Origin of the sequence: Bradyrhizobium sp. (genome assembly GCF_049581145.1) — a bacterium.
GTDB lineage: Bacteria > Pseudomonadota > Alphaproteobacteria > Rhizobiales > Xanthobacteraceae > Bradyrhizobium.
This window is the reverse complement of record NZ_JBAURI010001266.1, coordinates 1-11,915: the sequence shown is the minus strand read 5'-3', so window position 1 is coordinate 11,915 and position 11,915 is coordinate 1. Positions and strand designations below refer to the sequence as shown.

At 65.3% G+C, this 11,915-nt stretch carries 8 protein-coding genes and 1 pseudogene; all 9 read left to right on the top strand.

Annotated elements, in window-relative coordinates; all coding sequences use genetic code 11:
• Positions 1–328 (top strand): annotated as a pseudogene (locus tag WCB02_RS40215) (c-type cytochrome biogenesis protein CcmI); the annotation flags it as partial.
• A 234-nt stretch (positions 329–562) separates the two neighbouring features.
• Positions 563–1,069 (top strand): cytochrome c maturation protein CcmE, encoded by a 507-nt coding sequence (ccmE, locus tag WCB02_RS40210; RefSeq protein WP_423968130.1) that lies wholly within the window; start codon positions 563–565, stop codon positions 1,067–1,069.
• Complete coding sequence (locus WCB02_RS40205; protein WP_423968128.1) at positions 1,066–3,051, top strand: heme lyase CcmF/NrfE family subunit; 1,986 nt, start codon at positions 1,066–1,068, stop codon at positions 3,049–3,051. Before ccmE ends, WCB02_RS40205 begins: the two co-directional genes overlap by 4 nt.
• A gap of 54 nt (positions 3,052–3,105) precedes the next feature.
• The gene (locus WCB02_RS40200; RefSeq protein ID WP_423968132.1) at positions 3,106–3,552 is read left to right on the top strand and encodes a cytochrome c-type biogenesis protein; all 447 of its coding nucleotides are present in this window, start codon (positions 3,106–3,108) and stop codon (positions 3,550–3,552) included.
• A 153-nt stretch (positions 3,553–3,705) separates the two neighbouring features.
• Positions 3,706–5,049 (top strand): methyl-accepting chemotaxis protein, encoded by a 1,344-nt coding sequence (locus WCB02_RS40195; RefSeq protein ID WP_423968126.1) that lies wholly within the window; start codon positions 3,706–3,708, stop codon positions 5,047–5,049.
• Between the two features lie 199 nt (positions 5,050–5,248).
• Positions 5,249–6,826, top strand: coding sequence for a Do family serine endopeptidase (locus tag WCB02_RS40190; RefSeq protein ID WP_423968123.1), 1,578 nt, complete (start codon positions 5,249–5,251; stop codon positions 6,824–6,826).
• Positions 6,827–7,151: 325 nt separating this feature from the next.
• On the top strand, positions 7,152–7,838 hold the full coding sequence (locus tag WCB02_RS40185; RefSeq protein WP_423968121.1) for a winged helix-turn-helix domain-containing protein: 687 nt from the start codon (positions 7,152–7,154) through the stop codon (positions 7,836–7,838).
• Positions 7,822–9,306, top strand: a complete 1,485-nt coding sequence (locus WCB02_RS40180; RefSeq protein WP_423968119.1) for an ATP-binding protein — start codon at positions 7,822–7,824, stop codon at positions 9,304–9,306. The genes WCB02_RS40185 and WCB02_RS40180 overlap by 17 nt, the downstream gene beginning before the upstream one ends.
• A gap of 133 nt (positions 9,307–9,439) precedes the next feature.
• Positions 9,440–11,915 (top strand): bifunctional [glutamine synthetase] adenylyltransferase/[glutamine synthetase]-adenylyl-L-tyrosine phosphorylase (locus WCB02_RS40175; protein ID WP_423968116.1); only part of this gene is annotated, 2,476 nt, incomplete at its 3' end.

The following is an 11,915-nucleotide window of genomic DNA, read 5'->3' as shown; positions in this document are numbered from 1 at the left end:
GCGCCCGCTGGTGCAGGCCGCCTTGACGCGCGTCGGCAGCCCCGCAGCGCCGGCGCCCTCGAACGAGGTGATGGCCGCGGCAAAGGACATGAGCGAGGCCGACCGCGGCACGATGATCCGCGGCATGGTCGACCGGCTGGCGAGCCGATTGAAACAAAACGGCGACGACGTCGAGGGCTGGCTGCGGCTGGTCAAGGCCTATACGGTGATGGGCGATCGCGACAAGGCCAGGAATGCCGCCTCCGACGCGCGGCAGGCTGTCGGCAACGATGCCGAACATCTGCGCCAGCTCAATGACGGCCTGAAGACTTTCGGCCTGGATGGCTAGATCATGATTCGGAAAAATGGGCAGCGGGTTTCCCTCGCGACAAACCCGGAACGCGTTTGCGCGGGAAGATCGTGCTCGATGTGAACGGCGCGCAATGATGCTGGAAGACGTCAAGCCGTGTTTCGGGTCACATCTGCGCGAGAGGCGGATGATTTCCGCAAGCGCCTTGTACTTTTCGGATTACATCGTGCGCAACGGGCGAGAAAACAACAGCCAAGGAAAGCGGGACTTCGGATGACGCGCAAGCAACGGCGGTTGACGATGATCGGATGCTCGCTCGCGGTGCTCGGACTTGCCGCGGGGCTCGTGCTCTATTCGCTGCGCGACTCGATCGTGTTCTTTTCGACGCCGAGCATGGTGACCGAGCAGCATATCGCGCCGGGCCGGCGGTTCCGGCTGGGTGGGCTGGTGCAGCCGGGATCGCTGAAGCGGGGCGACAACCTGGCAGTCAGCTTCGAGGTTGCCGACGGCAGTGCGAAGCTGCCGGTCGTGTACAAGGGACTGCTTCCCGACCTGTTTCGCGAGGGACAGGGCGTCGTCGCCGAAGGCGCGCTCGACGCATCTGGTGTGTTCAAGGCCGATACCGTGCTTGCCAAGCACGACGAGAAGTACATGCCCAAGGAGGTCGCCGATGCCCTGAAGAAGCAGGGGCATTGGAAGGATGATTACGACAACAAGCCCGCGACCGGTGCCCGGGTGACGCAGAATGCCGCGCCCGCCGGGCAGGGGGTGACGCAGTGATCGCCGAATCCGGACATTACGCACTGGTGCTGGCGCTCGCGCTGGCGTTGATCCAGTCAACGGTGCCGCTGCTCGGCGCAAGCTTGCGCGATCCGGCGTTGATGAATGTCGCGCGCTCGACCGCGCTCGCTCAATTGCTGTTCGCGTTGTTTTCGTTCGCGGCGCTGGTGACGTTGCATGTCAGCTCGGATTTTTCCGTCGCCAACGTCTACGAGAACTCGCATTCATTGAAGCCGCTGCTCTACAAGATCACCGGCGTCTGGGGCAATCACGAAGGCTCGATGCTGCTCTGGGTGTCGATCCTGGCATTGTTCGGCGGCCTGGTCGCCGCCTTCGGCAACAATTTGCCGCTGTCGCTGCGCGCGCGCGTGCTGGCGGTGCAGGCCTGGATCGCCAGCGCCTTCTATCTTTTCATCCTGATCACCTCGAATCCGTTCCTGCGTCTGGCCAATCCCCCGATCGAGGGCCGCGACCTCAATCCGGTGCTGCAGGACATCGGGCTCGCCGTGCATCCGCCGATGCTCTATCTCGGCTATGTCGGGTTCTCGATCTCGTTTTCCTTCGCCATCGCCGCATTGCTCGAGGGCCGGATCGACGCGGCGTGGGCGCGCTGGGTACGGCCCTGGACGCTGATGGCGTGGATTTTCCTGACGCTCGGCATCGCGATGGGTTCGTACTGGGCCTACTACGAGCTCGGCTGGGGCGGCTGGTGGTTCTGGGATCCGGTCGAGAACGCGTCCCTGATGCCGTGGCTTGCCGGCACCGCGCTCTTGCATTCGGCGCTGGTGATGGAGAAGCGTGACGCGCTGAAGGTCTGGACCATCCTGCTGTCGATCCTGACCTTCTCGCTGTCGCTGCTCGGCACCTTCCTGGTCCGCTCCGGGGTGCTGACCTCGGTGCACGCCTTTGCCACCGATCCGACGCGCGGCGTGTTCATCTTGCTGATCCTGTTCGTGTTCATCGGCGGCAGCCTGGCGATGTTCGCGTGGCGGGCGGCGGCGCTGAAACAAGGGGGGCTGTTCGCGCCGATCTCGCGCGAAGGCGCGCTGGTGCTCAACAACCTGTTTCTCACCACGGCCTGCGCGACCGTCTTCATCGGGACGCTTTATCCTTTGGCGCTGGAAGTGCTCACCGGCGCCAAGATTTCGGTCGGCGCGCCGTTTTTCAACCTGACCTTTGCGCCGCTGTTCGTAGTCCTGATGGTCGCGGTCCCATTTGGGCCGATGCTGGCGTGGAAGCGGGGCGATCTGCTCGGGGCGTCGCAACGCCTGATGGCCGCCGGTGTCGCGGCCCTGGTCGGCGTTGCCATCGCCTGGGCCTGGGCGCGTGGTGGCAGCGCGCTGGCTCCCCTTGCGATCGGACTGGGGATTTTCGTGATCGCCGGCGCGGTGACCGATCTTGTCGAGCGTATCGGATTGGTCCGCAACCCCCTCGGGATCGCGCTGCGGCGCGCGCGCGGATTGCCGCGCTCGGCGTGGGGGACCGCATTCGCCCATGCCGGCGTCGGTGTCGCCCTGATCGGAATCGTCTGCGAAACCACCTGGAATACTGAATATATCGCGACCATGAAGGACGGCGACGCCACCACCATCGCCGGCTATCAATTGCGGCTGGAAGGCCTGTTCCAGCAGCAGGGTCCGAATTACCAGGAAAGGGTGGCTGCGTTCACGGTCAGTGAAGACGGCCAGCGCATCGCCGTGATGAAGCCCTCCAAGCGCAATTTCACCACCCGCGGGGGCGCGTCGACGACGGAAGCGGCATTGCTGACACGCGGCGCGAGCCAGCTCTACATCTCGCTTGGCGAGCCGACCGCCGATGGCGGCATAGGGGTCAGGATCTATCACAAGCCGCTGGTGCTCCTGATCTGGTTCGGGCCGGTGTTGATGGCATTCGGCGGCATGCTGTCCTTGTCCGACCGGCGCCTGCGCGTCGGCGCACCGAAGCCTGCCAAAGCCCTGCGCGGATGGCAGCCAGCGGAGTAGACCATGCAGCGGTTCCTACAGCCGATTCTCGCGGCCCTCTTCGTTGTCGTGGTCATGGCATTTTCGCCCGCGCGCGCCGTGCTGCCGGACGAAATGATGGCCGATCCCGCCAAGGAGGCGCGGGCGCGGGATCTGTCGCGCGAACTGCGCTGCATGGTGTGCCAGAACCAGTCGATCGACGATTCGGAGGCGCCGCTGGCGCGGGATCTCAGGCTGCTGGTGCGCGAGCGCATCGCGGCCGGGGACAGCAACGCGCAGGTGATCGACTTCCTGGTGGCGCGCTACGGCGAATTCGTCCTGCTGAAGCCGCGCTTCGAACGCCAGACGCTCTTGCTCTGGCTGGTGCCGCCTTTGCTGCTGGTCGGGGGTGGACTGGCGTTATGGTTGCATTCCAGGCGTCGCCCGACCCGCGATGCCGCGACGGCGCCGGCGCTGACGGCGGATGAGCAGGCCCGGCTGGCGGCCCTCATGGCGGCGGATGCGCCGCCCGAGAAGACGTGAGACCGCCAGATCCAACTCGCTTCCACGTGATATTGCGGAGCTGGCCGGCCCGAAAAACACATGGCCAGCAAGGCGCTTGCGCGTATTTTTTACCTTTATCTGAAAATTTGGCGTGGGCAGTTCCGCCAATCGTCCTTCCGCCTGGGCCAGCCAATGTTCTCCAACAGCAATCTGACGATCCGCTTCCTGGTGGGAGGCGTCGTTGCGGCGCTCCTGGTCCTGCTGACGATCGGCGGAGGCATCGGATTCATCGCGGTGCTCTACCTGAACAACCAGATCACGGGGCTTTCCGCCGTATTCGACGCGCTGAGCGGCCCGGGCCACGACCATGCGGTCCTGATCTACCAGCAGGCCCAGGCCGCCTTCTTCTATTTCCTGGTGGCCTGCGCCGTGATCGCGGTGATCGCCACCGCCGTCTGCCTGATGACTTACTGCGCCGTTCAAAACGGCATCCTGCGGCCGCTCGCCGGCATGGTGCGCGCCATGCGCGAGGTCGCCGACCAGAAGTACCAGACCGCGATCCCGGGATTGGGGAGGAGCAACGAAATCGGCCTGCTCGCCGGCGCGCTCGAAGTGTTCAAGACCAACGGCATCGAGCGCCAACGCCTGACCGAGCACGAGTTGCAGCACGCGCAACGTCAGAGTGATCGGTCCCGGTTTCTCGACGGCAAGATCCAGGATTTCAACGCGCTGGTCGCCAACGTCGTCGGCAGCGTGGCGTCATCGGCGGTCAAGCTGAAGAGCAACGCCGAAACCCTGTCGAAGGTCGCCAACGACACCTCCAGCAAGGCCAACGCGGTCGCAAGCGCGGCCAGTCAGGCCTCGAGCAGCGTCCAAACGGTTGCCGGTTCGGCCGAGGAGATGACCACCTCGATCGGCACCATCAGCCGCCGGGTCACCGATGCCACCCAGCGCGCCGAAGGGGCCGCCACGCAGGCAGGCAAGAGCCGCGACACCATCCACACGCTCTCGGCGGCGGCCGAGAAGATCGGTGCCGTGGTGGAACTGGTGCAGGCGATCGCGTCCCAGACCAACCTGCTGGCGCTCAACGCCACCATCGAGGCGGCGCGGGCAGGGGAGGCCGGCAAGGGATTCGCGGTGGTCGCTTCCGAGGTCAAGAGCCTGGCCCACCAGACCAGCAAAGCCACCGAGGAAATCTCGGCCCATGTCGCGAGCATCCAGAGCATCACGGCGCAGACGCGGGGTTCGATCGACGCGATCTCGACCACGCTGTCGGAAATCAACGCGATCATGTCCGGCATCGAAGTCGATACCGCCCAGCAGCGCAACGCCACCCAGGACATTTCCAGAAGTGTCCAGGACGCGGCGCGCGGTACGCTGGACGTCTCCAATCACATTGCCCAGATCACTTCGACATCTGCTGAAACCGGGCGGATGGCGAGCGAGGCGCGCGACGCCGCCGGCGAACTCTCGCGGCAGGCCGAAACGCTGAAGCGCGAGGTCGATACCTTCATCCTCAGCGTCAAGGCCAGCTGACCGAGGCGACGATTAGAGCCCGGCAGGGATCGGCGCAAACATTGAAAGCTGGCCCCTGCGATAAACTGCCGCAGCGGTTTTCGCTTTCATTACAGAAGTTTAACTCCCCAGCCAGCGCGCCGTAAGGCGGCGCCCCCCATCTTCAGGAGCGAAGGGTGCGGCCTCGCATCATGGATTTTCAGGCCCTGGAGAACGCTTTATGACTGACCGCCCGACCGATCTCTCATCTCTACCATCATACCGGGAGCCGCGACGTGCGCTGTTCTCCGCACGCAAATTCGCGTTGATGGCTTCGGTCGCCGCCGGCCTTGGGGTGGCGGTCTACGGATTCGGTCCATCCGGGCCGAGCGATCTGTTCTCGAGCCCGGCACAGGCGCAGGTCAACAACGAGGTCAGCAAGGTCGCGCAGCCCGTTGGTTTTGCCGACATCGTCGAGCGCGTGAAGCCGTCGGTCATTTCGGTCAAGGTCAACATCAACGAGAAGGTTGCCAAGGACGACGGCGACGACAACGACTCGCCGTTCCCGCCGGGCTCGCCAATGGAGCGCTTCTTCCGTCGCTTCGGCGGACCCGATGGGCTTCCCCCGGGTATGCGCGGCGGCCGACGCATGATCACCGGCCAGGGCTCCGGCTTCTTCATTTCGGCCGATGGCTATGCCGTGACCAACAATCACGTGGTTGATGGCGCGAGCAAGGTCGAGGTCACGACCGACGACGGCAAGACCTATAGCGCCAAGGTGATCGGTACCGATGCGCGCACCGATCTTGCTTTGATCAAGATCGATGGCGGCTCGAACTTCCCGTTTGCCAAACTCGCGGACGGCAAGCCGCGGATCGGCGACTGGGTGCTCGCGGTCGGCAACCCCTTCGGACTCGGCGGCACGGTGACCGCCGGCATCGTCTCGGCGATGGGCCGCGACATCGGCAACGGTCCGTATGACGATTTCATCCAGATCGACGCGCCCGTGAACAAGGGCAATTCGGGCGGTCCGGCCTTCAACACGGCTGGCGACGTCGTCGGTGTCAACACCGCGATCTACTCGCCCTCCGGCGGCAGCGTCGGCATCGCGTTCTCGATTCCGGCCTCGACGGTCAAGAACGTCATCGCCCAGCTCAAGGACAAGGGCTCGGTCAGCCGCGGCTGGATCGGCGTCCAGATTCAGCCGGTGACCCCCGACATCGCCGACAGTCTCGGCCTGAAGAAGGCGGAAGGCGCGCTGGTGGCCGAACCCCAGGCCAATGGTCCGGCGGCCAAGGCCGGCATCGAATCCGGCGATGTCATCACCGCGGTGAACGGCGAGACGGTCAAGGATGCCCGTGAGCTCGCCCGCACCATCGGCGGCATCGCGCCCGGCAATTCGGTCAAGCTCGACGTGCTGCACAAGGGCAAGGACGAGGTCATCAACCTCACGCTCGGCGAGTTGCCGAATACGGTCGAGGCGAAGGCCGACACCGACAACGGCGACGACAATGGCGGCGTCACCCGTGGCACCGACGTGCCGAAGCTTGGCCTGACCGTTGCGCCCGCCAACAGCGTGGCCGGCGCCGGCAAGGAAGGCGTCGTCGTCACCGATGTCGATCCGAAGAGTGCGGCGGCCGAGCGCGGCTTCAAGGAAGGCGATGTGATCCTCGAGGTCGCGGGCAAGAGCGTGGCCAACGTTGGTGACGTGCGCGAGGCGATCAAGGCCGCGGCCGCAGACAACAAGAACAGCGTTCTGATGCGCGTGAAGAGCGGCGGACAGTCGCGCTTCGTCGCGGTGCCGCTGGCCAAAGGGTAAAGCATGATCCGGAAAAGTGGATACCGGTTATCCGAAGAGATCATGCTCAACTGAAGAGGTTTTACGAGATGGAGGGTGTCGCCGGCATCAGTCGCCCCCGCCGACGGCTCTTTCCGGGGAGCGGGCCAAAAGTCCGCTCCCTCCTGCTTCCTTCCGGTGGAAATCGCCCCCCTCCGTCGGAAGGGTCCAAGGGCGGTGAAGTTCCCCCCAGCTTCACCGCCCACTTGTTTCGATCAGCCTGCTGGCCTTTGGTCGCCTTGCATGGAAAAGCCGACCGCGCCATGTTGAAGGAAAGTCGACCCACTTGACTGCGACCGCCCCCCAAATGCGCCTGTTGATCATCGAAGACGACCGCGAGTCCGCCGACTATCTGGTCAAGGCGTTCCGCGAGGTCGGTCATGTAGCCGATCTCTCCGGCGATGGCGAGGAAGGCCTGGCCTTGGCCGATAGCGGCGACTATGACGTGCTGGTGGTCGACCGCATGCTGCCGAAGCGCGACGGCCTGTCGCTGATCGGCGCGCTGCGCGACAAGGGCAATCGGACTCCGGTCCTGATTCTCTCGGCGCTCGGGCAGGTGGACGACCGCATCAAGGGCCTGCGCGCCGGCGGCGACGATTACCTGCCAAAGCCCTATTCCTTCGCCGAACTGCTGGCGCGGGTCGAGGTGCTGGCGCGTCGCAATGTCGGCGGCGGTCCCTCCGAGGAGACCACCTATCGCGTCGGCGATCTCGAACTCGACCGGCTGTCGCATCGGGTGGCGCGCGGCAAGGACGAATTGACGCTGCAGCCGCGCGAGTTCCGGCTGCTGGAATATCTGATGAAACATGCCGGACAGGTCGTCACGCGGACCATGCTGCTCGAAAACGTCTGGGACTATCATTTCGATCCTCAGACCAACGTCATCGATGTGCATATCTCGCGGCTGCGCTCCAAGATTGACAAGGGCTTCGAAAGGCCGTTGCTTCATACCATCCGCGGCGCAGGGTACATGATACGTGACGGCATTCGGTAAACTGATCCGGACCACGGCGTTCCGCCTGACGCTGGTGTACCTGTTTCTGTTTGCGCTGTTTGCGGCCTCCCTGCTCGGCTATTTCGCCTGGAATACGCGCCGGCTGATCACTGAACAGATTACCAGCACGGTGACTGCGGAAACCGGCGAGGTCAGCGACATCTTTGGCCATCGCGGCCTGCGCGGGCTGGTGTTCACGGTCGAGAACCGGGCGCTGCGGCCCGGCGCCGACCTTTATCTCGTCACCACGCCGACCGGACAGGCGATTGCCGGCAATGTCGGCTCGCTGATGCCCGGCGTGATGGCGACCACCGGATGGTCGGAGACCGCCTACACGCGGCTCGACGAGCAGGACAACGCCGCCCATCGCGCGCTGGTGCTGGTGACCCAGCTCGGCGGCGGGTTCCGGCTTCTGATCGGGCGCGACCTGGAGGAAAGGCGGCGGCTGTTCGGCATCGTGGCCCAGGCGGCGCAATGGTCGATCCTGGTGGTCGTGGTGCTGGGCATCGGCGGCGGCATCTTCGTGGCGCGGCGGGTGTTGCAGCGGATCGATGCCATGACCGGCACCACCCAGCGCATCATGTCAGGCGACCTCAGCGGCCGGTTGCCGGTCGGCCGCTCCGGCGACGAGCTCGACCGGCTCGCGGAAAACCTCAACGCGATGCTGGAGCGGATCGAGGCCCTGATGATGGGGCTGAAGGAAGTCTCCGACAATATCGCGCACGACCTGAAGACGCCGCTGACGCGCTTGCGCAATCGCGCGGAGGAGGCGCTCGCCAAATCCGGCTGCGAGGCCGAGTATCGCGTGGCGCTGGAGCGCACCATCGAGGAATCCGACGGCCTGATCCGGACCTTCAACGCGCTGTTGATGATCGCGCGCGCGGAGTCCGGGCAGGCGCGCGGCAACATGGATAATTTCGACGCTGCCGATGTGGCGAGCGGCATTCACGAGCTTTACGAGCCGCTGGCGGAAGAGGACGGCATGACGCTGCGGCTGAAGACGGCGCCGACGCCGCTGCATGGCAACCGCGAGCTGATCAGCCAGGCGCTCGCCAATCTCGTCGAAAATGCCATCAAATACGGCAAGCCCGCCGCGCAGGTTCAAGGATCGATGCAAGGCCAGGTCCAAGGATCGGTCGTCAGTCTCGATGCCAGGCAGATCGTGATCGAAGCGCGCCGCGAGGGCGATCAGGTTCTGCTCAGCGTCGCGGATCGCGGTCCTGGAATTCCCGAAGGCGACCGCAAGCATGCGGTGGAACGGTTTGTGCGGCTGGATTCCAGCCGCACGCAGCCCGGCTCCGGCCTTGGACTCTCTCTGGCCTCCGCGGTGGCGACGCTGCATGGCGGCGAACTGCGCTTGAGCGATGCCCGTCCGGGGTTGGTCGCGACGCTGGCGATCCCGGCGCGGACGGCCGCCAGCGAGCGGCTCACGGCGCCGACGCACGATGTGTCACAGAAGGTGGCATGAACAATCGCCGCCGGCCGCGCCGCAACCAAAATCGTATAGTGCTTCGCTCGCGAACTTCGTGATAGACGCTCTGCGTCCCGACACGGGTTCCGGATGCACAGTGGTCCTTGCAGCAAACGCCCAATCCTCGGCATTGGTTACGCGGTTCGCGGATGCGCCCTGTGTCGCGGCGCCCGACAAGGCCGACCAGCATCTCGGTGACTGGCTCGCCGAACTGCCGCCTGACCAATCGGCTGCGATCGACCAGTTGCTCGATTATCCCTTCGCCAAAACTGTTCTGCGCGGCATCGCCGAGTTCTCACCGTTTCTGTTCGACCTGGTCCGCGCCGATCCGGCCCGGCTGGTTCGGCTGTTGACGTGTGATCCCGACACGAGGCTAGCCGCATTGATCGAAACCACCGCGAGCGAGGTGTTCGCCGCGACCGGCGAAGCCGCTGTGATGCATCTGCTGCGGCGCATGAAGGCCGAGGCCGCGCTTTTGATTGCGCTATGCGATATCGGCGGTGTCTGGCCGGTGATGTCGGTGACGGCGGCGTTGACGGAACTCGCGGTCAGTTCGGTGCAATCGGCGCTGCGCCATGTGCTCCGGCAGGAGGCCGCGCGCGGACGGCTGTCGCCGTCGGATCCCGAGCGGCCGGAACAGGACAGCGGTCTGTTCGTGTTGGCGATGGGCAAGATGGGCGCGGGTGAACTCAACTATTCCAGCGACATCGACCTGATCGTGTTTTTCGATCCCGCGGCGCCGACGCTGGCCCGGGATATCGAGCCGCAGCCGTTCTTCGTGCGCGTGACGCAGGCGCTGGCGAGGCTGCTGCAGCAGCAAACCGGCGACGGCTATGTTTTCCGCGTCGATCTCAGGTTGCGACCTGATCCGTCCTCGACCCAGGTCGCGATCTCGACCGACGCGGCGCTGCATTATTATGAGCGGGAAGGGCGCACCTGGGAGCGCGCAGCCATGATAAAGGCGCGGCCCTGCGCCGGCGACATCAGGGCCGGCGCGGCGCTGATCGCGGACCTTGCGCCGTTCATCTGGCGCAAGCATCTCGACTTCGCGGCACTCGCCGACGTGCATGACATGAAACGGCAGATGCAGACCTATCGCGGTCAGAGCGAGATCGCGGTCGAGGGCCACAACATCAAGATCGGACCGGGCGGCATTCGCGAGATCGAATTCTTTGCCCAGACCCAGCAACTGATCGCGGGCGGACGGCACCCTGAATTGCGGGTACGGCCGACGCTCGAAGCCCTGGACGTGCTGGCATCGAACGACTGGATCACCTTCCAGGCACGTGATGAGTTGAGCGCGGCCTATCACTTCCTGCGCCGCGTCGAGCACCGCCTGCAGATGATCGCCGACGAGCAGACCCACAGCCTGCCGGACGAACAGGAGGCGGTGGAACGGTTTGCCTGCTTCCTGGGCTATGAGAGCCGCGCGGCGTTCGCCAAGGTTCTGCTCGGCCATCTCAACGTCGTGCAGGGTCATTACAGCAAGCTGTTCGAGGGCGACCCGGCCGGCACCGTGAAGCTGCCGGATATCGACTATAGCGGCGGCGCCGAGGATCCCCGCCTGCTCGAGCATCTTGCGGCGCTCGGCTTCGAGGAGCCGATCGCGGTGGCGCAGACGGTGCAGCAATGGCTCGCCGGCGAGTATCGCGTGTTCCGGACGGAATCGACGCGCAGCGCCTTCGCCGAGTTCGTGCCGGCGCTGATCGACGGGCTCGCGCATGCCGAACAGCCTGATCGCGCGGTGGTCGCGTTCGACCGTTTCCTGCAGGCGCTGCAGCGCGGCGGCCGGCTGATCACGCTGCTCGGCCAGAACCGCGACCTCGTCGCGCTGGTCGCGCTGGTGCTCGGCGCCGCCCCCCGTCTCGGCGACATGCTGGCGCGGCAGCCGCAATTGATGGACGGCCTGATCGATCCGCGCTTCTTCGGCGCCATGCCGGACCGGCGCGAAATATCGACGCGGCTGGCGGCGACCCTCAAAGACGCCGGCTCCTACGAGGAGTTTCTCGACCGCCTCCGTCTGTTCGGTCAGGAAAGCCTGTTCCTGATCGGCACCCGAATCCTCTCCGGCACCGTCTCCGCGCAGCAGGCGAGCACGGCGTTCGCCGACGTTGCCGAGGGCATCGTTGATACCGTGCATGCCCTGGTGACGGACCGCTTCGCGGCCCAGCATGGCCGGATCAGGGGCCAGGAAACCGCGATCCTGGCGCTCGGCAGGCTTGGCGGCCGCGAGATGACGGCGTCTTCCGATCTCGACCTGATCCTGCTCTATGATTTCGACACCGATCATCCCGATTCCGACGGCGACCGATCGCTCCATGGCGCGCATTATTTCGCGCGCTTCACCCAGCGACTGATCAGCGCGTTCACGACGCGGACCAATTACGGCGTGCTCTACGATATCGACATGCGGCTGCGTCCCTCCGGCCGCGCGGGCCCGCTGGCGTCGCATGTCAGATCGTTCGCCGAATATCAGGAGCGCGAGGCCTGGACCTGGGAGCACATGGCGCTGACGCGGGCGCGGGTGATCTCAGGCTCGCCGGCGTTTCGCGAGCGGATCGAGCGGGTCATTCGCGACGCGCTGCGGCGGCCGCGCGATGTGGCGG